The following is a 23495-nucleotide window of genomic DNA, read 5'->3' as shown; positions in this document are numbered from 1 at the left end:
TAGTCGGCTTCCAGGGATCTGCCGTCAGAGCGCGAAACCATAATGGGAGCCGTCGGGTAACTCGATATCGATCCGCAGCTTGCTGCCCGTCGCCTCGACGTAGCGTTTCAGCGTCGATAACTTAATATCTCTCCCCTGCTTCTCCATCACGGCCACGGTGGGCTGCTTAAGCCCCAGCTCCTGCGCCATTTCGTTCTGCGTTTTTTGCACGCGCTCGCGCAGCTCAGCAAGGTGAATATTAAGCAGCATCTCCTGCACCAGGGTTTGCGCCTTCGCGACAACCTCAGGTGTCTGTTCGGCAATTAATTGCTCGAGTGTTTTACTCATTGCATTTACTCCTTTTGTCGATCTTCTGCAGATGCAGCCTGGAAGCGCGCTTCCACACTTTCGATGAAAAACAGCAGAGTGGAAAAAAGGTTGCGAAGCCGCTCAATGAATAACAGCGCTGGACAACAATTGAGCGTAAAAAACCCCGCCGAAGCGGGGTTTGAAGTGACGAGTTAAACTCTATCCTTTACTGCGGCTGGCGATAATCTCCTCGGCCACATTGCGCGGCGCTTCCGCGTAGTGATGGAACTCCATGCTGTAGGTTGCACGCCCCTGCGACATTGAACGCAGCGTGGTGGCATAGCCAAACATCTCCGCCAGCGGTACGTCGGCACGGATAATCTGGCTACCGAAGCGCTCTTCCATCCCCTGTACCATGCCGCGACGCGAAGAGAGATCGCCCATAATATTCCCGGCGTACTCCTCCGGCGTCTCTACTTCGACATGCATTACCGGTTCAAGGATCGCCGGATCTGCTCTGCGTGCGCCCTCTTTAAAGCCAAAGATCGCCGCCATGCGGAAAGCCATCTCCGAAGAGTCGACATCGTGATAAGAGCCAAAGGTTAGCGTCGCTTTTACATCCACCACCGGGTAGCCCGCCAGCACGCCGCTGTTCATCGCTTCACGCAGCCCCTTCTCAACGGAGGGGATATACTCGCGCGGCACCACGCCGCCTTTGGTCGCGTCTTCAAATACAAAGCCGCTTCCCGCCGCCAGTGGCTCCAGCGTCAGCACTACATGGCCATACTGCCCTTTACCACCGGACTGGCGCACAAACTTGCCTTCAATCTCTTTAACGGTTTTGCGCAGCGTTTCGCGATAACTAACCTGCGGACGGCCAATATTCGCCTCCACGCCGAATTCGCGCTTCATGCGGTCAACGATAATCTCCAGATGCAGCTCCCCCATTCCGGAGATGATGGTTTGCCCGGACTCTTCATCCGTATGCAGACGGAATGACGGATCTTCCGCCGCCAGCCGCTGTAGCGCGATGCCCATCTTCTCCTGGTCCGCTTTAGTCTTCGGCTCGATGGCGAGCGAGATCACCGGCTCCGGGAACTCCATGCGCTCAAGCGTAATCACCTTGTCCGGATCGCTCAGCGTGTCGCCAGTGGTGACATCTTTCAACCCAACACAGGCAGCGATATCGCCCGCGCGCAGCTCATCCACTTCGTGACGATCGTTGGCATGCATCTGCACAATACGCCCGATGCGCTCTTTTTTGCCTTTCACCGGGTTGTAGACCGCATCGCCTTTTTTCAGCACGCCCGAGTAGACGCGGATAAACGTCAGCTGGCCGACATAGGGGTCGGTCATCAGTTTGAAGGCGAGCGCCGAGAAGGGCTCGTCATCATTCGCATGACGTTCCGCCGGCTGGCCTCTTTCATCTACGCCCTGAATTGCCGGAATATCCAGCGGCGAGGGCATCAGTTCCACCACCGCGTCGAGCATGCGCTGCACGCCTTTATTTTTGAAGGCGCTGCCGCACAACATCGGCTGGATTTCACCGGCGATGGTGCGCTGGCGCAGACCGGCAATAATTTCAGCGTCGTCCAGCTCGCCGGTTTCGAGGTATTTATCCATCAGTGTCTCGTTCGCTTCCGCTGCCGCAGAGACCATTTTTTCGCGCCATTCTTGCGCAGTTTCCAGTAACTCTTCAGGCACCGGCGCATAGCTAAAGGACATCCCCTGCGTGGCATCATCCCAGATGATTTCGCGCATTTTGATCAGGTCGATAACGCCCGTGAAGTGCTCTTCAGCACCAATCGGGATGACAATCGGCACCGGGTTGGCTTTCAGGCGGTCGATCATCATCTGTACCACGCGGAAGAAGTCTGCGCCGGGGCGGTCCATTTTGTTCACGAACGCGAGGCGCGGAACGTGATACTTATTGGCCTGCCGCCAGACGGTTTCTGACTGCGGCTGCACGCCGCCCACCGAGTCGTAAACCATGACCGCGCCGTCCAGCACGCGCATAGAGCGCTCCACTTCGATGGTGAAATCGACGTGCCCTGGGGTATCGATAATGTTGATACGGTGCGGTTCAAAATTGCGATCCATACCGGGCCAGAAGCAGCTTACCGCCGCGGAGGTAATGGTAATGCCGCGCTCCTGCTCCTGCGCCATCCAGTCGGTGGTTGCCGCGCCATCGTGTACTTCCCCCAGCTTATGGCTCATCCCGGTGTAAAACAGGATGCGCTCGGTGGTGGTGGTTTTACCGGCATCGATATGCGCGGAGATACCGATGTTGCGATAACGTTCGAGAGGAATGGGTCGGGGCATGATGCGTCCTTAGTCTGTTGACTGTTAGTTAGCGGCCCGAATAAGCCGCAGAGGTTTAACGGCGTTTAGCATAGTACAACTGTACGTATATATTCGAACTATTTTTACTATTCCTTTGATTGGCGAATCCGGGGTAGCGGTCGTGGTGTTAAGCAGGCAGTTTGCGTATAGTAGCGCCGCTGAGTCAGCCGCAGCCCCATCGTTAATACAGGAAAAGTATGATCGCTAACCACCCTGAACGTGAGCAGTTTCGCCTGGAAAATGTGCTTTTTGCGCTCGGCAACCCGCTGCGCCTGGCCATCATCAAGCGCCTGGCCGACGGCAGTGAAATGAGCTGCAACACGCTGCGTCCACAGGAGGTGGCGAAATCGACCATGACCCATCACTGGCGCGTGCTGCGCGACAGCGGCGTGGTGTGGCAGCGCCCGCAGGGGCGGGAGAATATGATCTCACTGCGCCGTGAAGATCTGGATATCTGTTTTCCCGGCTTGCTGGATACGCTGTTGCAGGTAATGCAGCAGGCTGAGTAAGCGGCGTTTTGCCGGATGGCGCTGCGCTTATCCGGCCTACAAAACAGCATGCATTCGGTTTGCGTAGGCCGGATAAGGCGTTAGCCGCCTCCGGCAACCCTCACTGCACCGGCGGCAACACAATATTACTGCCCGCCAGCGTACCCATCTGGTTGTAAATTGCACAGGCGGCGTCGATCAACGGCATCGCCAGCGCCGCACCGCTCCCCTCACCTAAACGCATCTCCATCAACAAATAGGGTTCAAGCCCGAGCGCCGCAAGGGCGATACGCGCCCCTTTTTCCGCGGAGAGATGCGAGGGGATCAAATAGGGTTTCACCTGCGGGGCTATCCGGCACGCCGCCACCGCCGAGGCATAAGAGAGAAAACCATCCAGCACCACCGGTAAGCCGCAGGACGCAGCTCCGACTATCACGCCGGTCATCCCCAGCAGATCGTAGCCGCCCACTTTTGCCAGCACGTCCAGCCCATCAGCCGCATCCGGTTGATTGACGGCAAGCGCCCTGCTCACCACCTGCACTTTATGATCGAGTCGCGATTCAGGCAGATTGGCACCGAGGCCGACCACCGCCTGCGGCGCACTGCCCGTCAATACGCTGACGACCGCTGCGGCGGGCGTAGTGTTCGCCATTCCCAGTTCGCCGACGCCAAACAGCTTCACCCCTTGCGCAGCAAGCTGACGGGTATAACGCACTGTCGAGAACAACACCGCTTCCGCCTGCTCGCCACTCATTGCCGGACCCGTCGCAATATTCCCGCTACCGCGCGCGACTTTCATATTGATAAGCCCGTGGATCGGCTCGGCGTCAATCCCCACATCCAGCACATGAACTTTCGCCCCAGCCTGCGCCGCCAGCACACATACGCCAGTGTTAGCCTGCACCATGTTCGCCGCCTGAATAGCGGTCACCGCTTTCGGCGAGACCGTCACGCCTTCCTGCCAGACACCGTGATCGGCGCACAGCACAATGAGCGCTTTCTCATCTACCCGCAGCTCGCCCTGAAGGCCGGGCATCCCGGCCAGTTGCACCGCCAGCGACTCGAGCCGCCCGAGGCTGCCAACCGGTTTGAGTAACCCATTTAAGTGCTGCTGCGCGCGTCGCATCGCCCCTTCGTCGGGAGCCGGAATGGCGGCTAATATCCTCGCTAATGTCTGCATCAGGTCTCTCGTTAAGGGATCAGAGTAGTGCGAACAGGAAGATAACCTCGCCAAGCTCAATCGCCGCGCCGAGAGTGTCGCCGGTCTGCCCGCCGAGGGTGCGCTTGAGCAACCAGCCGAGCAGGTAAATCGCCACCATAGTGACCAGCAGCGCCAGCACGCCCTGCGCGCCAAGCAGCGCCACGGTTATCAGTGCAGTGATGATTAAGGTGACAAAGGTATCCCTGCCGGAAACTTTGCCAATAAACAGATTGCCCAGCCCTTCGTCGCGGGCGTAGCGGTGACCGAACATCAGTAACACCGAGCAGCCGCGCCCGGCAGCACAGGCCGCCGCCAGCGCCGCTATCATCGGCGTATCGCGCAACTGAAGCTCGCTGAGCAAGAGGATTTTTGCCACCAGCACAAACACCAGCGCCAGCCCGCCATGGGTGCCGAGCCTGCTATCGCGCATAATCTCCAGCATGCGCTCGCGTCGGCGGGCCGAGAAAACGCCATCGCAGGTATCTGCCAGACCATCGAGATGGAAACCGCCGGTCAGCAGCGCCAGCGCCAGCACGCTCAACAGTGCCGCCAGCGGTGCACCGCACCAGGTGTGCAAGACCATGAAAAGTAGCCCGCTCAGGCCGCCGAGCAGCAGGCCGACCAGCGGAAAAGTGGTGATCCCACGCACATAGTCCGCGCCATCCAGCCCCTGTACCCAGCGGCCCGGCACCGGAATGCGGCTGATAAACGACAATGTGGCGAAGAACAACTTGATCATTTTATTTTCACTCCAATTCCCGATACCACCAGCCAGACCTCATCGGCGGCCTGTGCAAGCCGCTGATTAACGCGCCCGGCAATATCACGAAAATGCCGCGCCAGACGGTTTTCCGGCACGATCCCCATTCCAACTTCATTGGTTACCATCACCACCGGCGAGGGACAGGCGTTGCAGGCAGCGATCAGTGCGTCGATCTCCTGCTGCACCTGCGCCTCCAGCGCGGCGTAATCCCAGCCTTCAGCATCGTCGCTGCCGCCAAAGGCGAAGAGCAGATTAGTCACCAGTGTGGTGATGCACTCCAGCACAATCGCTTCATCCGCATCGCTGTGCGCAGTGATGATATTGCTTATCTGCTGCCAGCGCTCCTCCGTGCGCCAGTGTGCCGGGCGGCCCTGGCGATGATGATCAATGCGCGCGGCCATCTCTTCATCAAAAATTTGCGCGGTGGCGATATATAACACTCGCGGCGCGTGGCTGACTAACGATTCGGCGTGACGGCTTTTGCCGCTGCGCGCGCCGCCGGTGACAAGCGTTAACATGCGGGCTCCTGATGATGTTTAAACGTCCTGATGTGCTTTCTGCGCGGCGCATTTTACCACTCTGCAAACAGAGAAAGGCCTGGTTTTTATGGGTGATAAAGAAAAAAGGAGGAAGAAAAGTGGAAGGGGATGGAGAAAAGAGAAGACGGTGAGAGACGAGGCTCTCACCGCGCAGGCGCTTACTCGGCTTTATTTTCAACCGACTTCAGTTCGCCCATGGTTTTCAGTTTTTTAGAGATTTCGCGGCGCTCTTTCGACAGCTCGGCGTTTTTGATGATGTAGTCATCAACGCGATCTTCGTAGTCGGTACGCATGCTGGCAATAATGCCCTGAATGGCTTCAACGCTCATGCCCGGCTTGATGTAGTCGCTGAGGTTGTCCAGCAGCAGAACGCGTTTCTGGTTATCACGGATCTTTTTCTCAACGTCCTGAATTTCGCGCTGCAGTTTGTTTTTGCGACGGAACAGACGCACAAATTCCAGAACGTCCTGGAATGAAGGCTTGGTTGTTTCCATTTTGACACCCCTGATTAATTGAGATTCGGATTCGTTAAGGCCATCACCTGAGAGGCAAACCTACCCAAAGCAGTGGCATATGACAATAAGTTTTCCTGCTGGCTATCATAACCGCAAATATAGCTGAATCGAAACAACCTGGCATCCCGAGGGTGTTATTAGCCGTTTATTTGCGCAGCGCCCGGCAGATCAAATGCGATAACAACTCCAGCTGGCGCGCCAGCTCCATGCTGAGCCAGACATAGCCGTGAATGGAGGTTTCCGTCACCGCATCACCCTGATGTTCGCCAATCAACTGCCTTAGCTCGGCGACGATATCGTTAAGCTTTTCCGTGTTCGCCAGGATCGGCTGCGGGTTGCCCTCATAGAGCGCGTGAGCGATGGTGAGCAGCGTCTGCTGGGTCATTTGCTGCGTCTCTTGCAGCGTGCTGGCATTAATCATCACGAAGTGGCTGGCACGCGAACTCCAGTGGGCGTTGATTTGCAGCTCCAGCATGCAGACCATATTGCGGCTGACGGTCTGGATCGCCTCGAAGATCGCTTTCTGGATATGGGTCTCTTTGCAGGCGGGGGTAATCAGCCCACGCATCTTCACCACGTCGTTGAGGATTTTTTGCAGATGCTTCTCCAGCCGTGGCCGCTCAACCAGGTTGCGTGAGAAACCGCCCTGATAGACGCGGTTAAAGGCCGTGACGTAGTTCGCCATCTGAATGCGCCAGTGCAAAAAGGCGCGCTGCGGCCAGATGCCGGTAAAGAGCATGGCGAGCAGCGAACCGATAATCACATCGCCACCGCGCCACAGCGCCGTATGCATATCGCCGCTTGGCCCACCCACGACGACCGCAAGGGTGATCCCAATCAGCAGCGCCTGGTAAGGCTTTTTGCCGAGCGCCAGCCAGCCGCAGAGAAACATGGCGGCGGCGCACCACAGCAGCATCAGCGGCAGAGAGTAAAGTTCCAGCTTTAACGCCACCAGCCCCAGCACCGCGCCGAAAATGGTACCGCCGATGCGCTCAAAGGCGCGCGGCACCACGTTGCCCCAGAAGGAGATCGGTCCCATCAGCACCACCAGGGTAATCAACGGCCAGGTACCCTCCGGCACATTGAGCAGGCGGATAAGCAAAAAGGTGAGGATAAACGCCAGCGCAATGCGTACGCCGTGCACCACGCGGTAGTGGCGATAAAGTCGAATTTCAAACGGGCTGAGGGATTTGTCGCGACGCACAGCCAGGCTCCGGGTCAAAAAGAAAGGCGCAATTGTAGCGGTATTTTTTCCTGCCAATGCCCTGTCAGGACAAAAAAAGAGGCCGCCAGCATCACTCTCGCGGCCTTTTTTGCCCTGCCCGGCTTTAGTGGGCGTTCGGCTCGACGGGGATATACATCTCAATGTCCCAGAAACCGTCGCTCTTACCGTCGTTCTGGTAGATCTCAAAACAGGGGCCGGCACCAATCTGCACCGAGGTGTCACCCAACAGCTCGTCGAAAAAGAGATTCCAGCTGCCTTCAAAATCTTCGTTGTAGACCCGTGCGCTCATCACCGCGTAGTGGCCGCCGGGAATGTCGGTGGTGATAACGCCTGCGCTGTTAACAGGCACCTGGAAGTCGCGCTCGACTGTGATGGCGACATCACAGCGCAGCTTCTCCGGCGGCACTTCATCGGGGTTATCGTAATAGACGCTGACCCACTCCAGCGGCTGGATCTGGTTATGCTCGACCCACAGCAGTAACTGCTGGAAGCCCTGCTTCACCTTCTCTTCCCACGGCCCCACCAGATGAAACCCGGCGATACGGCGCTGCTCTGATTGCTTAACGTTGTAGCCCATCGTGACCTCCTGCGCGTTACTGTTTGTCTGTACAGTATATCTACCCGGCGACCATCAGGCTTGCCGCACGCGTCAATTATGCGAGCAGACTCGCAAGCCTGCCACTCTGCCCGCACGATGGTCACCCTTTGTGGTGCAGGTAGTCGCTCAGTCGGGAGAAGAGCCCGCCTTTGTCAACGCTCTCCAGCGTCACCAGCGGCATTTTGGCAATCACTTTATCACGGTCATAAAGCTGGATTTCACCGACGCGCTGATGGGCGGCAAGCGGCGCTTCCAGCTCTTTGCTGTCCAGCACATATTTCGCTTTGATGTTTTGCAGCTCCGCTTTTGGCAGCACCAGCCAGCGATCCTCATTGGTGCCGACAGCAATCTGCTCTTTATCGCCATACCAGACGCGCTCGCTGCCCACTTTTTTGCCGTTACGCAGGATCTCAACCGTATCAAAGTTCTGCTGACCCCAGTGCAGCAGCTTGCGCGCCTGCTCTTCGCGCCCTTTCGGGCTGTCCGCGCCCATGATCACCGCGATCAAACGGCGTTGACCATCAACGCTTGAGGCAATCAGGTTAAAGCCCGCGCCGGAGGTGTGCCCGGTCTTCAGCCCATCGACATTCAGGCTTTTATCCCACAGCAGCCCGTTGCGGTTCTGCTGGGTGATGCCGTTCCACGTCAGGCTCTTTTCGCTGTACATATGATAGAAGTCCGGCTCGCCGTGAATAATAGCGCGCGATAACACCGCCAGATCGTAGGCCGAGCTGTGCTGCCCCGGCGCATCCAGGCCATGTACCGTTTCAAAATGGGTATCACGCAGATTCAGCTTCTGCACATAGTCGTTCATCATCGCCACGAACTGCGGCTGCCCACCGGCGACGTGATCCGCCAGCGCTACACAGGCGTCGTTCCCGGAATCGACAATCAACCCACGGCTCAGATCGCGCACCGTCAGGCGATCGCCCGGCTTAAGGAACATCAGTGACGATCCGGCAAACACCGGGTTGCCCTGCGCCCAGGCATCTTTGCCAACCGTAACTACGTCGTCCGCACTGATGCGATGGCTATCAATGGCGCGGTCGACGACATAGCCGGTCATCAATTTGGTGAGACTCGCCGGATTACGCTGCTGATGCTCATGCCCCGCAGTTAAGATCTGCCCGGTGGTGTAGTCCATCAAGACCCATGATCCGGCCTGCACTGCCGGGGGCTGAGGGGCAAATGGGAGGTCGTCGGCCTGAGCGCAATGGACGCTCACCGCCAACAATGAAGCAGCAAACAAACGGCGTTTCAATGAAATATCCTCAATACATCGGAAAGGGGCGTCCTTTGTACGGAACTTCGTGTGTCGTTACCTGGCAAAATTGCAAAGAAATGTGACATAAATCATTTTTAAGCCCCTGTTTTTGCGAGTTGCGCCGTAAGCTGGCACGGTTTTTCTTCGGCACACGGGCGACGATGGTTTACCATAGTCGGCATACTTTCTGACAGGATGAGCTTCTGGTGTCTGATTCCCCGGCAACCCCGACATTTCTTTTTCATGATTACGAGACCTTCGGAACCAGCCCCGCGCTGGATCGCCCGGCGCAGCTCGCCGCACTGCGCACCGACGCCGATTTCACGACCATCGGCGAGCCGGAAGTCTTCTACTGCAAACCCGCCGATGACTATCTTCCACAGCCTGAAGCGGTGCTGATCACCGGCATTACCCCGCAGGTGGCGCGCGCCAAAGGTGAAAATGAAGCGGCGTTTGCTAAACGCATTCACGACCTCTTCACCGTGCCGAATACCTGCGTGGTGGGTTACAACAACGTCCGTTTTGATGATGAAGTGACGCGCAATATTTTTTACCGCAACTTCTACGATCCCTACGCCTGGAGCTGGCAAAACCATAACTCCCGCTGGGATCTGCTGGATGTGATGCGCGCCTGCTATGCCCTGCGCCCGGAGGGAATCAACTGGCCGGAGAATGAAGAGGGTCTGCCGAGTTTCCGCCTTGAGCACCTGACCAAAGCGAACGGCATTGAGCACAGCAACGCCCACGACGCGATGGCGGATGTCTATGCCACCATCGCCATGGCGCAGCTGGTGAAAGCGAAGCAGCCGAAGCTGTTTGCCTATCTCTATAGCCATCGCAGCAAGCAGAAGCTGGCGACCTTGATTGATGTGCCACAGATGAAGCCGCTGGTGCATGTCTCTGGCATGTTTGGCGCGGCGCGCGGCAACACCAGCTGGGTTGCGCCGCTGGCGTGGCATCCGGAAAACCGCAACGCGGTGATTATGGTCGATCTGGCGGGCGATATGTCGCCGCTGCTGGAGCTGGACACCGATGCATTGCGTGAGCGCCTCTATACGCCGAAGAGCGAGCTGGGCGATGACGCGGCGGTGCCGGTTAAGCTGGTGCATCTGAACAAGTGCCCGGTGCTGGCGCAGGCCAACACGCTGCGGCCAGAGGATGCCGAGCGGCTCGGTATCGATCGCCAGCGCTGTCTCGATAATTTACAGATCCTGCGCGACCATCCGCAGGTACGCGAAAAAGTGCTGGCGATCTTCGCCGAAGCGGAGCCGTTTGTACCGTCAGAGAATGTCGACGCGCAGATCTACAACGGCTTTTTCAGCGATGCCGACCGCGCCGCCATGAAAATCCTGCTTGAGACCGAGCCGCGCAACTTACCGGCGCTGGATATCACCTTTGCCGATGCGCGCATTGAGAAACTGCTGTTTAACTACCGGGCGCGCAACTTCCCCGGCACGCTCGATGAAGAGGAGCAGCAGCGCTGGCTGGCGCATCGCCGCGAGATCTTTACCCCGGAGTTTTTACAACACTATGCCGACGAGCTGCAGGTGCTGTTCCAGCAGTATGATGGGGACAGTGAGAAACAGGCGCTGTTGAAAGCGCTGTGGCAGTACGCCGAAGAGATTGTCTGAAAGTCGCCCTCCCGCGCGCGGGAGGGCCTGCGGCTTACGCCTTCTGGACGGTGATGCTCCAGGCAGCATCACCTACCTGCTGGTAATCCGTAATGGTGTGCCCCTCTTCTGCCGCCCACTGAGGAATCGCTTCCGTCGCCTGGGTGCAGTCGAACTCAATCACCAGTTCATCGCCGCTGTGCATCTCTGCCAGCGCCGCTTTTGCTTCAATCAGTGGGAACGGGCATACCTGCGTTACCACATCGAGTTTTTTAACTGCCATAACAGCTCCTGTTTATTTAGGCCACAGCCGCGGCAAGCTTCGCTTTGCGCTGTGGACGAACATATAAAAACCATGACGCGGTCCATACGCCAAGGATCATAAATACCAGACCGATCCACCCCTGCCAGGTCATCATCGCCGTCATTACCAGACCGTTACCGATGGAGCAACCGCCCGCCATACTGGCACCGACGCCCATTAACAGCCCACCAAAGCCGCTGCGCAGCGTGGTTTGCGCATCAGCGGCGCGCACGCGGAACTCGCGGCTGGCTTTCGCGGCAATCAGCGATCCCAGGAAGATCCCCAGCACCAGGAAGACGCCCCAGTTCAGTACTTTGCTTTGTCCTGCCACCAAAAATTGCAGAATGTTGGCGGTCGGCGAGGTGATGCCAAGACCAAACATACGCCCGGTGGCTTCGCTCAGCGGCCACGCCAGCAGTGCAATCAGGCCGATCAGCACGGCGGTAACAAACGGATGCCAGCGCTTCTCAAACAGAATGTGTGCAAGACCGGTTCTGCGCGGCGGCAGTGAGGCGACTTTCAGCTTCGGTTTGCGCAGCTCTTTGGCAACCACCCACAGCGTCACCGCCACCAGCAGCACAATCAGCGGCCAGACGGAGAAGCCAAAGGTCTCGGCAATTGAGTTGTGCTCGGTACTGTAGGTTTTCAACAGCTGGTTGAGGCCCGCTGCGTTCGGCGAGCGCATTACCGCGCTCATCACCATATAGGTAAAGAGCGCAATCCAGCTGCCGATCAGCCCTTCCCCGGCACGATACCAGGTCCCGGTCGCACAGCCGCCTGCGTAAACGATGCCAAGCCCAAAAATATAGCCGCCCACCACGGTGCCAAGCCACGGGAAAGCGCCAGCGTCATACTGCACCACACCCGCCTGAATCAGGGCGAAAACGCCCACGCTCTGGATCGCAATCGCGATCAACAGGGCATAAAACATGCGGTTATTTTTCGCGATATACATGTCGCGAAAGCCGCCGGTGAGGCAGAAACGGCCCCGCTGCATCACAAAGCCGAGCAGCGCGCCGCAGATCAATCCACTTACAATCATTGAGAACATAACGGTAATAGCGTCCGGAAAAACAAGATCGCAAATTATTCACAAGCAGCCGGGCGGGAACCAATAACAAAATGGTCTAGCATAGGGTGTTTTGTTATTAGCGGCGGGTGGAAGAGCGAAGGCGAAAAAAAACCGGAGGCATGGCCTCCGGTTTTATTATCTGTCTGAGCAGATCTTACTGAGTGATATCTTCGTACTGCGGCACCGGGTTACGGAAGCTGCGGGTCACGCAGGCCAGGTAAACCAGACCAATTGCGCCCCAGATAAGGCCCAGTACCATCGAGCTCTCTTCGAGGTTAACCCACAGCGCACCGACCGTCAGCGCGCCGCAGACCGGCAGCACCAGGTAGTTGAAGTGGTCTTTCAGCGTTTTGTTGCGCTTCTCGCGGATCCAGAACTGGGAGATCACCGACAGGTTAACGAAGGTGAAGGCCACCAGCGCACCGAAGTTGATCAGCGCCGTAGCGGTGACCAGATCGAAGTTAATCGCCAGCAGCGCAATCGCGCCAACCAGCAGCACGTTCCATGCCGGAGTACGCCATTTCGGGTGTACGTAGCCGAAAAAACGGGTCGGGAAGACGCCGTCGCGGCCCATCACGTACATCAGACGGGAAACGCCCGCGTGTGCCGCCATACCGGATGCCAGTACGGTAACGCTTGAGAAAATCAGCACGCCCCACTGGAAGGTTTTACCCGCAACGTAGAGCATGATTTCCGGCTGCGACGCGTCCGGATCTTTAAAGCGCGAGATATCCGGGAAGTAGAGCTGCAGGAAGTAAGAGGCCACGATAAAGACCACGCCGCCCAGCAGTGCGGTGAGGAAGATCGCGCGCGGAATGACGCGCTCAGCGTCTTTGGTCTCTTCAGAAAGCGAGGAGATGCCGTCGAAGCCGAGGAACGAGAAGCAGAGGATCGTCGCACCGGTGATCATCGGCACCACATGCGCGCCTTCAGACCAAAACGGACGGGTGCTGGTCAGCGTGCCTGCGCCTTCGCCGTGCGACACACCATAGATAATAAGCCCGACAATGACGGCAACGATGCCCATCTGCAGGATCACGATCAGGGTGTTGAAGTTCGCCACGGTCTTAATGCTGCGCAGGTTGGAGATGGTCATAAAGGCCACCAGCGCCACCACGAACAGCCACGACGGAATAGAAGGCACCAGCGCTTCAAAGTAAATTTTCGCCAGCAGAATGTTGATCATCGGCATGAACAGGTAGTCCAGCAGCGATGACCAACCCACCATAAAGCCCACGGCCGGGGAGATGGATTTCTGCGCATAGGTATAGGCGGAGCCTGCCGACGGGAAACGGCGAACCAGTTTACCGTAGCTCAGGGCAGTAAAGAGAATAGCGACCAGGGCAAACGCGTAGGCGGTTGCCACATGACCATCGGTCAGGCCGGAGACGATACCGAACGTATCGAACAGCGTCATCGGCTGCATATAGGCAAGGCCCATCATTACAACCGGAATCAGCGTAAGGGTCTTACGCAATTCCACGCGAGAGGTTTTTGGAGTAACGTTATGCGACATGGCTTTCCCCCAGAACGGCGGCGGCCGTCGCAAATGCAAAATATTGCCCCATTTGTGTTCTTTCCTCAGCGACAACGACTGTCGGTTTTTAAATGTGTATCTATCCGGTACGAAGCCCGGCCTCTTTTATTGAATGACGTTTTGCTTGCAAAAAAATAACCGACGCGTTGAACGTCGGTTAATCTTCTCTATTTTTTGCAGCGGCATATTCTGCACCAGGTTGAAGCACAATGACAATACAATGCAGGCCGCTATAGAAATTAATGATGTCTAACCGTTTGATTTTTAAACGCCAGCTCGATCATTAATCCTGCTAATCGCATTTTTTGCTAAAAAACCCTACTCCAGAGGCATCTGCATCGGATCGGGGTAGAGATATTCAAAGCCTAGTTCAGAACAGATGCGGCTGCCATCTACCACTTTGCCGCGCTTTTCCGCGGGCGAATCGGTAAAGGTTGGCGCTGGCAGACCCAGCTTACGCGCCATTGCCGGATAGAAGGTTTCGCGCGTCGGATGCGCAGGGGCGCAGATATTATAAATGTGCCCCCCTTTCGGCGACTGCAGCAACAGCGTAATAGCGGCAACCACATCTTCAAGATGCACGAGGTTAACGCCAAGCTGACCGTCAGGCGCGGTTTTACCGGCGAAGAAGCGCCCCGGATGGCGGGATGGTCCGACTAATCCTGCCAGACGCAGAATATCGACCTGGGTACCCGGTAAATTGTGCAGCCAGTCCTCAAGCTCCTTCAGCACCCGCCCGCTGGCAGTCACCGGCTGGCGCGGCGTGCTCTCTTTAACGGTGCCTGGCGCATCGCCGTAGACCGAGGTTGAGCTGGTAAAAAGGATGCGTGGAATGCGGTGCGCCAGCGCGCTGTCGACAATCTCCTGCATCGCCTGCAGATAGAACTCCTCGCCGGGGCCGCTGCGCCGGGCGGGTAGCGTGATCACCAGCGCGTCGACATTCATTAGCGCATCAAGATCGTCCGGGTCACAAACCAGTTCAGGTTCGAGCTTAAGCAGATAGCTTTCGATACCGCACATGCGCGCCGCCTCGACGCCATCTTCCGTGGTCTTACTGCCGGTCACGTGCCAGCCCCGCGCAGTTAATGAGAGCGCCAGCGGCATCCCCAACCAGCCTAATCCGACAATTGCGACTTTTTTCATGCCTCTCCCCTGCTTACAACCTGCGAATACTATTAGGCTACGCCAGCGCTCTGTCAGTGACAATTCACAGAACGTATATGAAATGATTTAATCATAAAAAAAAGCCCTTGCCTTCAACGACCAACCTGGTTTACGGTAATTGCCAACATATGAATAAGCATTCATCGAGAATTTTATGAACCGCGTTCCATTTAAACACCACCATCATCACCATCACCCTGACTAGTCTTTCAGGCGATGTGTGCTGGAAGAGAGTCAGATCTTCCAGTGGTGCATGAACGCAAAGAGAGCCCCCGGAAGATCGCCTTCCGGGGGCTTTTTTTTGGACAATTTTTAGCAGGATTACAGAGGACAACAGAATGTTAGATAACTCGCGTTTACGCATAGCTATTCAGAAATCCGGCCGTCTTAGTGACGATTCACGCGAATTGCTGGCCCGCTGCGGTATCAAGATCAACCTGCACACTCAGCGCTTAATCGCCCTCGCGGAAAATATGCCGATCGATATTCTGCGTGTACGCGATGACGATATTCCGGGCCTGGTGATGGATGGCGTGGTCGACCTCGGCATTATTGGCGAAAACGTTTTAGAAGAAGAGCTGCTGACCCGCCGCGCACAGGGTGAAGATCCGCGCTACTTCACTTTGCGCCGCCTCGATTTCGGCGGCTGTCGACTGTCGCTGGCAACGGCGGTGGATGAAGCCTGGGACGGCCCGCTGTCGCTCAATGGCAAACGCATCGCTACCTCCTACCCTCACCTGCTGAAACGCTACCTCGATCAGAAAGGCGTGTCGTTTAAATCCTGTCTGCTGAATGGCTCGGTTGAAGTCGCCCCGCGTGCTGGTCTGGCGGATGCGATTTGCGATCTCGTCTCCACCGGCGCAACGCTGGAAGCGAACGGCCTGCGCGAAGTCGAAGTGATTTACCGCTCGAAAGCCTGCCTGATCCAGCGCGACGGCGAGATGCCAGAGGCCAAACAGCAGTTGATCGACAAACTGCTGACCCGTATTCAGGGCGTGATTCAGGCGCGCGAGTCGAAATACATCATGATGCACGCGCCGAGCGAGCGCCTGGACGAGGTGATCGCCCTGCTGCCGGGCGCTGAGCGCCCGACCATTCTGCCGCTGGCAGGCGATCAGCAGCGCGTGGCGATGCACATGGTCAGCAGCGAAACGCTCTTCTGGGAGACCATGGAGAAGCTGAAAGCGCTGGGCGCCAGCTCCATTCTGGTGCTGCCGATTGAGAAGATGATGGAGTAAGGCCTCGCTGTGTGCGGCCTGCGGTCCCGTTTGCCAGATAAGGAAAAAGAGTATGAGCTTTAACACCATCATCGACTGGAACAGCTGTAGTGAAGAGGAGCAGCGCGCCCTCTTGCTGCGCCCGGCGATCTCCGCCTCCGAAAGCATTACCCGTACGGTCGCAGAGATTATTGAAGCGGTGCGCACAGGCGGGGATGACGCCCTGCGCGCCTTTAGCGCCAAGTTCGACAAAACCCAGGTCGACGCGCTGAAAGTGACCGCGCAACAGATTGAAGACGCCAGCGCGCGCCTGGGTGACGAGATCAAACAGGCAATGGCGGTGGCGGTGAAGAACATCGACGCCTTCCACACCGCGCAAATTCTGCCAACCGTGGATGTGGAAACCCTGCCTGGCGTGCGCTGCCAGCAGGTAACCCGCCCGATTGACTCGGTGGGGCTCTATATTCCCGGCGGCTCCGCACCGCTCTTCTCGACGGTGTTAATGCTGGCGACCCCGGCGCGTATTGCAGGCTGCCGCAAAGTGGTGCTCTGCTCACCGCCGCCTATCGCTGATGAAATTCTCTACGCCGCGCAGCTGTGTGGCGTGCAGGCGGTTTATCAGGTCGGCGGCGCGCAGGCGATTGCCGCCCTCGCCCTTGGCACTGAATCAGTGCCGAAGGTGGATAAAATTTTTGGCCCAGGCAACGCCTTCGTCACCGAAGCTAAACGCCAGGTGAGCCAGCGCCTCGATGGCGCGGCAATCGATATGCCGGCAGGTCCCTCCGAAGTGCTGGTGATTGCTGATAGCGGTGCAACACCCGATTTTGTCGCCTCGGATCTGCTGTCGCAGGCGGAGCACGGCCCTGATTCGCAGGTGATCCTGCTGACCCCCAATAGCGAAATGGCATCACGCGTGGCGCAGGCCGTTGAGCGCCAGCTCGCCGACCTGCCGCGCGCGGAGACGGCACGCCAGGCGCTTGCCGCCAGCCGGCTGATTGTGGCGCGCGATCTGGCGCAGTGCGTGGCTATTTCAAACCAGTACGGCCCGGAGCACCTGATTATTCAGACCCGCGACGCGCGGTCGCTGGTGGAGAGCATTACCAGCGCCGGTTCGGTGTTCCTCGGAGACTGGTCGCCGGAGTCGGCGGGTGATTACGCTTCCGGCACTAACCACGTGCTGCCGACCTATGGCTACACCGCGACCTGCTCCAGCCTCGGGCTGGCAGATTTCCAGAAACGCATGACGGTGCAGGAGCTTTCGCGCGAAGGGTTTGCGCAGCTTGCCAGCACCATCGAAACGCTGGCGGCGGCTGAACGCCTGACCGCGCACAAAAACGCCGTTACCCTGCGCGTCAAGGCGCTTAAGGAGCAAGCATGAGCATTGAAGAGCTGGCGCGTAAAAATGTCCGCGAACTGACCCCTTACCAGTCGGCGCGCCGCCTTGGCGGCAAAGGTGATGTCTGGCTGAACGCCAACGAGTTCCCGACCGCAGTGCCGTTCGATTTGTCGCAAAACGCGCTCAACCGCTACCCGGAGTGCCAGCCGAAAGCGGTGATCGATAACTACGCCCAGTATGCGGGCGTGAAGCCGGAGCAGGTGCTGGTAAGCCGCGGGGCTGATGAAGGGATTGAGTTGCTGATCCGCGCCTTCTGCGAGCCGGGTCAGGATGCGGTGCTCTTCTGCCCGCCGACCTACGGCATGTACAGCGTCAGTGCCGAAACCTTTGGCGTCGAGTATCGCACCGTGCTGGCCCGTGAAAACTGGCAGCTGGATTTACAGGGCATCGCCGATAAACTGGACGGCGTGAAGCTGGTCTACGTGTGCAGCCCCAACAACCCGACCGGGCAGATTATCAACCCGCAGGATCTGCGCAGCCTGCTGGAGATGACCCGCGGTAAAGCGCTGGTTATCGCCGATGAAGCCTATATTGAGTTCTGTCCGCAGGCGACCCTCGCCGGCTGGCTGAGCGAGTATCCGCACCTGGTTATTCTGCGCACCTTATCCAAAGCCTTTGCGCTGGCGGGGCTGCGCTGCGGCTTTACCCTCGCCAATGAAGAGGTGATCGCCCTGCTGATGAAAGTGATTGCCCCCTACCCGCTCTCCACGCCGGTGGCCGATATCGCCGCGCAGGCGCTCACCCCGCAGGGTGTGGCGGCGATGCGTGAGCGCGTGGCGCAGATCGTCGCCGAGCGGGCCTACTTAGTGAATGCATTGCGCGATATTCCCTGCGTTGAGCAGGTGTTCGACTCCGAAACCAACTATATTCTTGTGCGCATGACCGCCTCGAGCGCGGTGTTTAAATCGCTGTGGGATCAGGGCATTATCCTGAGAGACCAGAACAAGCAACCCTCTTTAAGCGGCTGTCTGCGTATCACTATTGGTACCCGTGAAGAGAGCCAGCGCGTCATTGACGCTTTACGTGCGGAGCAAGTATGAGCCAGAAGTACCTGTTTATTGATCGTGACGGAACACTGATTTCCGAGCCGCCCACCGATTTTCAGGTGGACCGATTTGACAAGCTCGCCTTTGAGCCGCAGGCGATCCCGGTGCTGCTCAAGCTGCAGGCGGCGGGCTATAAACTGGTGATGATCACCAATCAGGATGGTCTGGGCACCAACAGCTTGCCGCAGGCGGATTTTGACGGCCCGCACAACCTGATGATGCAGATTTTCCAGTCCCAGGGCGTGGAGTTCGAAGAGGTGTTGATCTGCCCGCATCTGCCCGCCGATAACTGCGACTGCCGCAAACCGAAAGTGAAACTGGTCGAGCGCTGGCTGGAAGAAGGCGCGCTGGATCGCGCCAACAGCTACGTGATTGGCGATCGCGCCACCGACATCGAGCTGGCGGACAACATGGCGATTGGCGGCCTGCGCTACAACCGTGAAACCCTGAACTGGGCGATGATTGGCGAGCAGCTGACCCGCCGCGACCGCTACGCTCACGTTGTGCGTAACACCAAAGAGACGCAGATCGAGGTCAAGGTGTGGCTTGACCGCGAAGGCGGCAGCAAGATCAACACCGGCGTCGGCTTCTTCGACCATATGCTCGATCAGATCGCCACCCACGGCGGTTTTCGCATGGAGATTGCGGTGAAAGGCGATCTCTATATCGACGATCACCACACCGTTGAAGATACCGGCCTGGCGCTGGGCGAAGCGCTGAAGCTGGCGCTTGGCGACAAACGCGGCATTAACCGTTTCGGCTTTGTGCTGCCGATGGATGAGTGCCTGGCCCGCTGCGCGATGGATATCTCCGGCCGCCCGCATCTGGAATATAAAGCGGAGTTCACCTATCAGCGCGTCGGCGATCTGAGCACCGAAATGGTGGAGCACTTCTTCCGCTCGCTCTCCTACACCATGGCGCTGACCCTGCACCTGAAGACCAAGGGCAAAAACGATCACCACCGCGTCGAGAGCCTGTTTAAAGCCTTTGGCCGTACGTTGCGCCAGGCGATCCGCGTTGAGGGCGATACCCTTCCCTCTTCAAAAGGAGTGCTGTGATGAATGTGGTGATCCTCGATACCGGCTGCGCCAACCTGCACTCGGTGCAGTCTGCCATTATGCGCCACGGCTATGAGCCGCTGGTCAGCCGCGATCCCGACGTGGTGCTGCGCGCTGACAAGCTGTTTCTGCCGGGCGTCGGCACCGCGCAGGCGGCAATGGATCAGCTTCGCGAGCGCGAGCTGATTGAGTTGGTCAAAGCCTGCACCCAGCCGGTGCTGGGCATCTGCCTCGGTATGCAGCTGCTCGGACGTTTCAGCGAAGAGAACGGCGGCGTCGACCTGCTGGGCATTATTGATGAAGCGGTACCGAAAATGAACGATGTCGGGCTGCCGCTGCCGCATATGGGCTGGAACCAGGTCTACCCGAAAGCGGGCCATCGCCTGTTCCAGGGCATTGAGGATGGCGCCTACTTCTACTTTGTTCACAGCTATGCAATGCCGGTGAATGCCAGCACCATCGCTCGCTGTGATTATGGCGAGCCGTTTACCGCCGCCGTACAGAGCGACAACTTCTACGGCGTGCAGTTTCACCCGGAGCGTTCCGGGCGCGCGGGCGCGCAGCTGCTGAAAAACTTCCTGGAGATGTGATGATCATTCCCGCTTTAGATTTGATTGATGGCAGCGTGGTGCGCCTGCATCAGGGCGATTACGCCCAGCAGCGCGACTATGGCAGCGATCCGCTGCCGCGCTTGCAGGAGTATGCCGCTCAGGGCGCGCAGCTGTTACACCTCGTCGATTTGACCGGTGCGAAAGATCCGGCGCGTCGGCAGATCCCCTTGCTGAAAACGCTGGTGGCGGGCGTCACTGTGCCGGTGCAGGTTGGCGGTGGCGTGCGCAGCGAAGAGGATGTTGCCGCCCTGCTCGACGCGGGCGTGGCGCGGGTGGTGATTGGCTCGACGGCGGTGAAATCCCCCGAGATGGTCAAAGGCTGGTTCACCCGTTTCGGCGCCGACAAGCTGGTGCTGGCGCTGGATGTGCGCATTGATGAGCAAGGCACAAAACAGGTGGCGATCAGCGGCTGGCAGGAGAACTCCGGTGTGACGCTGGAAGCGCTGGTTGAGACCTATCTTGCCGTCGGCCTGCGCCATGTGTTGTGCACGGATATCTCCCGCGACGGCACGCTGGCAGGCTCGAATGTGTCGCTGTATGAAGAGATCTGCGCCCGCTGGCCGCAGGTGGCGTTTCAATCCTCCGGCGGCATTGGCGACATTAATGATATCGCCGCGCTGCGCGGCACAGGCGTGGGCGGCGTGATTGTTGGCCGCGCGCTGCTGGAAGGTAAATTTACGGTGAAGGAGGCCATTCAATGCTGGCAAAACGGATAATCCCTTGTCTCGATGTGCGTGATGGCCAGGTGGTGAAAGGCGTGCAGTTTCGCAACCATGAGATCATCGGCGACATTGTGCCGCTGGCAAAACGCTACGCCGAGGAAGGCGCGGATGAGCTGGTGTTTTACGATATTACCGCCTCCAGCGATGGCCGCGTGGTGGATAAAAGCTGGGTGACACGCGTGGCGGAAGTGATTGATATCCCCTTCTGCGTGGCGGGCGGCATTAAATCGGTTGAGGATGCGGCGCAGATCCTCTCCTTTGGCGCGGACAAGATCTCCATCAACTCACCGGCACTGGCCGATCCTGAGCTGATTACGCGGCTGGCGGACCGCTTTGGCGTGCAGTGCATTGTGGTCGGGATTGATACCTGGTTTGATGCCGCAACCGGCAAGTATCACGTGAATCAATATACCGGCGATGAGAGCCGCACGCGTGTGACGCAGTGGGAAACCCTCGACTGGGTGCAAGAGGTGCAGAAGCGCGGCGCCGGTGAAATTGTGCTGAATATGATGAACCAGGATGGCGTGCGTAATGGTTACGACCTGGAACAACTGAAAAAAGTGCGCGAGGTATGCAACGTGCCGCTGATCGCCTCCGGCGGGGCCGGTACAATGGAACACTTCCTTGAAGCCTTCCGCGATGCGGATGTCGATGGCGCGCTGGCGGCCTCGGTGTTCCACAAACAGATTATCAATATTGGTGAATTAAAAGCGTACCTGGCAGGCCAGGGCGTGGAGATCAGGGTATGTTAACAGAGCAACAACTCTCCCAACTGGACTGGGAAAAAACCGACGGACTGCTGCCCGCCGTGGTGCAACACGCGGTCTCCGGCGAAGTACTGATGCTGGGCTATATGAACAAAGAGGCGTTGGCAAAAACGCTGGAGAGCGGCAAAGTGACCTTCTTCTCGCGCACCAAAGGCCGCCTGTGGACCAAAGGCGAAACCTCCGGGCACTTCCTCAATGTGGTAAAGATTGCGCCAGATTGCGACAACGATACGCTGCTGGTGCTGGTAAACCCGATTGGCCCTACCTGCCATAAAGGCACCTCCAGTTGTTTTGGCGACACCAGCCACCAGTGGCTGTTCCTCTATCAGCTGGAAACGCTGCTGGCCGAGCGTAAGAGCGCCGATCCGGCAAGTTCCTATACTGCCAAACTTTATGCCAGCGGCACCAAGCGTATTGCGCAGAAGGTTGGCGAAGAAGGCGTAGAGACGGCGCTGGCGGCAACGGTGAACGACCGCGAAGAGTTGACCAATGAAGCATCGGATCTGATGTACCACCTGCTGGTGCTGCTACAGGATCAAAATCTCGATTTGACCACCGTGATTGAGAACCTGCGCGCGCGGCATCAATAAGCCGTGGGCATAAAAAACCGGGCAGTGCCCGGTTTTTCTATTTTACGCTTTCGGTTGGTAGCTTCGCACCGCGTTTCTAATCAGAACGAATGCTGAGCCAATGATGGTACCAATAAGCACAGCGAGGATCATAGTAAGTGATCTGCGTGGGCTATCACGATTAATAGGCAGCGTTGGCTTCATCACATAACGATAGCTGTGAATAGTGTCCGGTTTGATCTCGATTGTCTTCAGGTCCAGCAGGTTTTGCCGCGTTTTATAGTAGTCGTCGGAGAACACTAACGGGCGCGACGATTCATTTTTAATCATCGACTCCAGCGCGGCGCTACCGAGCAGGAACATTGTGTCTTGCGACACATTTTCCGTTTGTTGTACCTGCGGTGAACGCACTTCTGCCTCTTTTGCCACAGAGAGCGCCTGCATAATCTGTTTGATACGCAGATCTTTTTGCTCCTGAGCCACTTTCTCTTGCGTAGTCAAAGACTCAACGAGATCGTCGGTGCGTGACTTAATGTTGATCTTCAGATCATCAACCAGCTCTTTAGCGATCAGCTCGTCGACTTGTTGGATATACTCTGCCAGTTTCTGCTGGGCTTCTCTCGCCGTAGAACCTTGATAGGTCACTTTCAGCGGTAGCGGTTGTCCTTGTACGGCAGTATTAATAGTCAGCTTTTCAGGGGGTGTCTGATTATCAAGCGTTTCGGAGAGCGCGGCAAAGGCGGAGTTGAAACGTCCAATAACCCGCTGCTGAATGCCGCTGATATCGAAGTGATCGTCATTGGTGAGAATACTCATTGCGCTCGTATAATCTACGATTTGGCTCGCATCAGGCGAACTAATAACCGCAACGGAAGTCCATTTTTCCTTAACGAATGCAAGATAGATGCCCGCAATAATTAAGCAAAATACGATAAATACGGCAACAATCCATTTTCCACGCCAGATTTGCATTAAAAGGTCAATCAAATCAACTTGCTCAGCATCGCTGTCCTGCCTGTAAGGCAGATTGTTTTTGTTGTCTGTCATAGCCACCCTAAATAAGAAGCGCTAAAAAATAGATTCATAGAGCGCGAGTTTAGCCTTTCAGCCTTTTTTTGCTATAGGATTCCGTGTAAATAAATGTTATCGAGTATTTTTTAAGCAGATGTGCGTGCCTAATAGACGTATTCCTGGTTTC

Annotated in this window: 25 protein-coding genes and 1 other annotated feature; of the genes, 11 read left to right on the top strand and 14 right to left on the bottom strand. The window is 57.3% G+C overall.

All coding sequences use genetic code 11. The features are described 5' to 3' along the window. Positions 1 to 24: 24 nt before the first annotated feature. Together SOM48_RS06425 and fusA are read right to left on the bottom strand one after the other, a co-directional pair. A complete protein-coding gene (locus SOM48_RS06425; RefSeq protein ID WP_076770110.1) occupies positions 25 to 327 on the bottom strand; it encodes a helix-turn-helix domain-containing protein in 303 nt (100 codons plus the stop codon). A 180-nt stretch (positions 328 to 507) separates the two neighbouring features. Beyond that, positions 508 to 2610: an elongation factor G gene (gene fusA, locus SOM48_RS06420; protein ID WP_320511639.1), complete on the bottom strand. Its 2103-nt coding sequence runs from the start codon at positions 2608 to 2610 to the stop codon at positions 508 to 510. A gap of 218 nt (positions 2611 to 2828) precedes the next feature. On the opposite strand from fusA, the gene SOM48_RS06415 reads away from it, so the two are divergent. Next, the gene (locus SOM48_RS06415) at positions 2829 to 3140 is read left to right on the top strand and encodes an ArsR/SmtB family transcription factor (RefSeq protein WP_054803200.1); all 312 of its coding nucleotides are present in this window, start codon (positions 2829 to 2831) and stop codon (positions 3138 to 3140) included. Positions 3141 to 3240: 100 nt separating this feature from the next. Here the strand turns inward: SOM48_RS06415 and cobT are convergent, their stop codons facing one another. The 7 genes from cobT to dacD form a co-directional block, all read right to left on the bottom strand. Next, a complete protein-coding gene (gene cobT, locus SOM48_RS06410; RefSeq protein ID WP_320511638.1) occupies positions 3241 to 4299 on the bottom strand; it encodes a nicotinate-nucleotide--dimethylbenzimidazole phosphoribosyltransferase in 1059 nt (352 codons plus the stop codon). Between the two features lie 19 nt (positions 4300 to 4318). After that, a complete protein-coding gene (gene cobS / locus SOM48_RS06405) occupies positions 4319 to 5059 on the bottom strand; it encodes an adenosylcobinamide-GDP ribazoletransferase (protein WP_042717286.1) in 741 nt (246 codons plus the stop codon). Continuing rightward, positions 5056 to 5601: a bifunctional adenosylcobinamide kinase/adenosylcobinamide-phosphate guanylyltransferase gene (gene cobU, locus SOM48_RS06400; RefSeq protein WP_312479934.1), complete on the bottom strand. Its 546-nt coding sequence runs from the start codon at positions 5599 to 5601 to the stop codon at positions 5056 to 5058. The genes cobS and cobU overlap by 4 nt, the downstream gene beginning before the upstream one ends. 179 nt (positions 5602 to 5780) lie before the next feature. Next, entirely contained in the window at positions 5781 to 6116 is a 336-nt protein-coding gene (locus tag SOM48_RS06395; protein WP_054803203.1) for a DUF496 family protein, read from the bottom strand. A gap of 166 nt (positions 6117 to 6282) precedes the next feature. Further along, entirely contained in the window at positions 6283 to 7341 is a 1059-nt protein-coding gene (locus tag SOM48_RS06390) for an FUSC family protein (RefSeq protein ID WP_023479166.1), read from the bottom strand. A 124-nt stretch (positions 7342 to 7465) separates the two neighbouring features. Beyond that, the gene (gene sbmC, locus SOM48_RS06385; RefSeq protein ID WP_320511637.1) at positions 7466 to 7939 is read right to left on the bottom strand and encodes a DNA gyrase inhibitor SbmC; all 474 of its coding nucleotides are present in this window, start codon (positions 7937 to 7939) and stop codon (positions 7466 to 7468) included. A gap of 121 nt (positions 7940 to 8060) precedes the next feature. Continuing rightward, positions 8061 to 9221: a serine-type D-Ala-D-Ala carboxypeptidase DacD gene (gene dacD, locus SOM48_RS06380; protein WP_320511636.1), complete on the bottom strand. Its 1161-nt coding sequence runs from the start codon at positions 9219 to 9221 to the stop codon at positions 8061 to 8063. Between the two features lie 209 nt (positions 9222 to 9430). Between dacD and sbcB the strand changes: the two genes are divergently transcribed. Continuing rightward, on the top strand, positions 9431 to 10855 hold the full coding sequence (gene sbcB / locus SOM48_RS06375; RefSeq protein ID WP_320511635.1) for an exodeoxyribonuclease I: 1425 nt from the start codon (positions 9431 to 9433) through the stop codon (positions 10853 to 10855). Between the two features lie 34 nt (positions 10856 to 10889). On the opposite strand, the gene tsuB is transcribed toward sbcB, so the two are convergent. The 4 genes from tsuB to SOM48_RS06355 all read right to left on the bottom strand — a co-directional run bounded on the left by tsuB (position 10890) and on the right by SOM48_RS06355 (position 14890). Then, entirely contained in the window at positions 10890 to 11117 is a 228-nt protein-coding gene (tsuB, locus tag SOM48_RS06370) for a thiosulfate utilization sulfurtransferase TsuB/YeeD (RefSeq protein ID WP_023479141.1), read from the bottom strand. A gap of 16 nt (positions 11118 to 11133) precedes the next feature. Beyond that, positions 11134 to 12189: a thiosulfate utilization transporter TsuA/YeeE gene (tsuA, locus tag SOM48_RS06365; RefSeq protein ID WP_054803206.1), complete on the bottom strand. Its 1056-nt coding sequence runs from the start codon at positions 12187 to 12189 to the stop codon at positions 11134 to 11136. A 175-nt stretch (positions 12190 to 12364) separates the two neighbouring features. Beyond that, the gene (locus SOM48_RS06360) at positions 12365 to 13726 is read right to left on the bottom strand and encodes an APC family permease (protein ID WP_023479165.1); all 1362 of its coding nucleotides are present in this window, start codon (positions 13724 to 13726) and stop codon (positions 12365 to 12367) included. A 339-nt stretch (positions 13727 to 14065) separates the two neighbouring features. Next, a complete protein-coding gene (locus SOM48_RS06355) occupies positions 14066 to 14890 on the bottom strand; it encodes an SDR family oxidoreductase (protein ID WP_320511634.1) in 825 nt (274 codons plus the stop codon). A gap of 175 nt (positions 14891 to 15065) precedes the next feature. On the opposite strand from SOM48_RS06355, the gene hisL reads away from it, so the two are divergent. The 9 genes from hisL to hisIE all read left to right on the top strand — a co-directional run bounded on the left by hisL (position 15066) and on the right by hisIE (position 22318). Beyond that, the gene (gene hisL / locus SOM48_RS06350; protein ID WP_128484015.1) at positions 15066 to 15116 is read left to right on the top strand and encodes a his operon leader peptide; all 51 of its coding nucleotides are present in this window, start codon (positions 15066 to 15068) and stop codon (positions 15114 to 15116) included. After that, positions 15092 to 15214 (top strand) — a sequence feature (His leader region). Its footprint overlaps the gene before it by 25 nt. A 35-nt stretch (positions 15215 to 15249) precedes the next feature. Beyond that, the gene (hisG, locus tag SOM48_RS06345) at positions 15250 to 16149 is read left to right on the top strand and encodes an ATP phosphoribosyltransferase (protein WP_023479108.1); all 900 of its coding nucleotides are present in this window, start codon (positions 15250 to 15252) and stop codon (positions 16147 to 16149) included. A 52-nt stretch (positions 16150 to 16201) separates the two neighbouring features. Continuing rightward, a complete protein-coding gene (gene hisD, locus SOM48_RS06340; protein WP_320511633.1) occupies positions 16202 to 17506 on the top strand; it encodes a histidinol dehydrogenase in 1305 nt (434 codons plus the stop codon). Then, positions 17503 to 18564: a histidinol-phosphate transaminase gene (hisC, locus tag SOM48_RS06335; protein WP_128482647.1), complete on the top strand. Its 1062-nt coding sequence runs from the start codon at positions 17503 to 17505 to the stop codon at positions 18562 to 18564. The genes hisD and hisC overlap by 4 nt, the downstream gene beginning before the upstream one ends. Continuing rightward, positions 18561 to 19628 carry a bifunctional histidinol-phosphatase/imidazoleglycerol-phosphate dehydratase HisB gene (gene hisB, locus SOM48_RS06330; RefSeq protein WP_320511631.1) on the top strand — a complete coding sequence of 356 codons (1068 nt, stop codon included), beginning with the start codon at positions 18561 to 18563 and terminating at the stop codon, positions 19626 to 19628. The genes hisC and hisB overlap by 4 nt, the downstream gene beginning before the upstream one ends. After that, positions 19628 to 20218 carry an imidazole glycerol phosphate synthase subunit HisH gene (gene hisH / locus SOM48_RS06325; RefSeq protein WP_023479202.1) on the top strand — a complete coding sequence of 197 codons (591 nt, stop codon included), beginning with the start codon at positions 19628 to 19630 and terminating at the stop codon, positions 20216 to 20218. Before hisB ends, hisH begins: the two co-directional genes overlap by 1 nt. Beyond that, on the top strand, positions 20218 to 20955 hold the full coding sequence (hisA, locus tag SOM48_RS06320) for a 1-(5-phosphoribosyl)-5-[(5-phosphoribosylamino)methylideneamino]imidazole-4-carboxamide isomerase (RefSeq protein ID WP_054803235.1): 738 nt from the start codon (positions 20218 to 20220) through the stop codon (positions 20953 to 20955). The genes hisH and hisA overlap by 1 nt, the downstream gene beginning before the upstream one ends. After that, positions 20937 to 21713 carry an imidazole glycerol phosphate synthase subunit HisF gene (hisF, locus tag SOM48_RS06315; protein ID WP_042711632.1) on the top strand — a complete coding sequence of 259 codons (777 nt, stop codon included), beginning with the start codon at positions 20937 to 20939 and terminating at the stop codon, positions 21711 to 21713. Before hisA ends, hisF begins: the two co-directional genes overlap by 19 nt. Continuing rightward, a complete protein-coding gene (gene hisIE / locus SOM48_RS06310) occupies positions 21707 to 22318 on the top strand; it encodes a bifunctional phosphoribosyl-AMP cyclohydrolase/phosphoribosyl-ATP diphosphatase HisIE (protein ID WP_279793101.1) in 612 nt (203 codons plus the stop codon). The genes hisF and hisIE overlap by 7 nt, the downstream gene beginning before the upstream one ends. 42 nt (positions 22319 to 22360) lie before the next feature. Here hisIE and wzzB read toward each other — a convergent pair whose 3' ends face one another. After that, a complete protein-coding gene (wzzB, locus tag SOM48_RS06305) occupies positions 22361 to 23344 on the bottom strand; it encodes an LPS O-antigen chain length determinant protein WzzB (protein WP_320511630.1) in 984 nt (327 codons plus the stop codon). Positions 23345 to 23495: the final 151 nt, after the last annotated feature.

Origin of the sequence: Kosakonia sp. CFBP8986, assembly GCF_034044935.1 — a bacterium.
Taxonomy (GTDB): Bacteria; Pseudomonadota; Gammaproteobacteria; order Enterobacterales; family Enterobacteriaceae; genus Kosakonia; species Kosakonia cowanii.
The sequence above is the reverse complement of the archived record's forward strand: the minus strand, read 5'-3'. Positions and strand labels throughout refer to the sequence as shown.

What these genes read in the sequence shown, in the direction of transcription:
- SOM48_RS06425 (WP_076770110.1), bottom strand. Translation starts at nt 327, where the DNA reads ATGAGTAAAACACTCGAGCAATTAATTGCCGAACAGACACCTGAGGTT.
- fusA (WP_320511639.1), bottom strand. Translation starts at nt 2,610, where the DNA reads ATGCCCCGACCCATTCCTCTCGAACGTTATCGCAACATCGGTATCTCC.
- SOM48_RS06415 (WP_054803200.1), top strand. Translation starts at nt 2,829, where the DNA reads ATGATCGCTAACCACCCTGAACGTGAGCAGTTTCGCCTGGAAAATGTG.
- cobT (WP_320511638.1), bottom strand. Translation starts at nt 4,299, where the DNA reads ATGCAGACATTAGCGAGGATATTAGCCGCCATTCCGGCTCCCGACGAA.
- cobS (WP_042717286.1), bottom strand. Translation starts at nt 5,059, where the DNA reads ATGATCAAGTTGTTCTTCGCCACATTGTCGTTTATCAGCCGCATTCCG.
- cobU (WP_312479934.1), bottom strand. Translation starts at nt 5,601, where the DNA reads ATGTTAACGCTTGTCACCGGCGGCGCGCGCAGCGGCAAAAGCCGTCAC.
- SOM48_RS06395 (WP_054803203.1), bottom strand. Translation starts at nt 6,116, where the DNA reads ATGGAAACAACCAAGCCTTCATTCCAGGACGTTCTGGAATTTGTGCGT.
- sbmC (WP_320511637.1), bottom strand. Translation starts at nt 7,939, where the DNA reads ATGGGCTACAACGTTAAGCAATCAGAGCAGCGCCGTATCGCCGGGTTT.
- tsuB (WP_023479141.1), bottom strand. Translation starts at nt 11,117, where the DNA reads ATGGCAGTTAAAAAACTCGATGTGGTAACGCAGGTATGCCCGTTCCCA.
- tsuA (WP_054803206.1), bottom strand. Translation starts at nt 12,189, where the DNA reads ATGTTCTCAATGATTGTAAGTGGATTGATCTGCGGCGCGCTGCTCGGC.
- SOM48_RS06360 (WP_023479165.1), bottom strand. Translation starts at nt 13,726, where the DNA reads ATGTCGCATAACGTTACTCCAAAAACCTCTCGCGTGGAATTGCGTAAG.
- SOM48_RS06355 (WP_320511634.1), bottom strand. Translation starts at nt 14,890, where the DNA reads ATGAAAAAAGTCGCAATTGTCGGATTAGGCTGGTTGGGGATGCCGCTG.
- hisG (WP_023479108.1), top strand. Translation starts at nt 15,250, where the DNA reads ATGTTAGATAACTCGCGTTTACGCATAGCTATTCAGAAATCCGGCCGT.
- hisD (WP_320511633.1), top strand. Translation starts at nt 16,202, where the DNA reads ATGAGCTTTAACACCATCATCGACTGGAACAGCTGTAGTGAAGAGGAG.
- hisC (WP_128482647.1), top strand. Translation starts at nt 17,503, where the DNA reads ATGAGCATTGAAGAGCTGGCGCGTAAAAATGTCCGCGAACTGACCCCT.
- hisB (WP_320511631.1), top strand. Translation starts at nt 18,561, where the DNA reads ATGAGCCAGAAGTACCTGTTTATTGATCGTGACGGAACACTGATTTCC.
- hisH (WP_023479202.1), top strand. Translation starts at nt 19,628, where the DNA reads ATGAATGTGGTGATCCTCGATACCGGCTGCGCCAACCTGCACTCGGTG.
- hisA (WP_054803235.1), top strand. Translation starts at nt 20,218, where the DNA reads ATGATCATTCCCGCTTTAGATTTGATTGATGGCAGCGTGGTGCGCCTG.
- hisF (WP_042711632.1), top strand. Translation starts at nt 20,937, where the DNA reads ATGCTGGCAAAACGGATAATCCCTTGTCTCGATGTGCGTGATGGCCAG.
- hisIE (WP_279793101.1), top strand. Translation starts at nt 21,707, where the DNA reads ATGTTAACAGAGCAACAACTCTCCCAACTGGACTGGGAAAAAACCGAC.
- wzzB (WP_320511630.1), bottom strand. Translation starts at nt 23,344, where the DNA reads ATGACAGACAACAAAAACAATCTGCCTTACAGGCAGGACAGCGATGCT.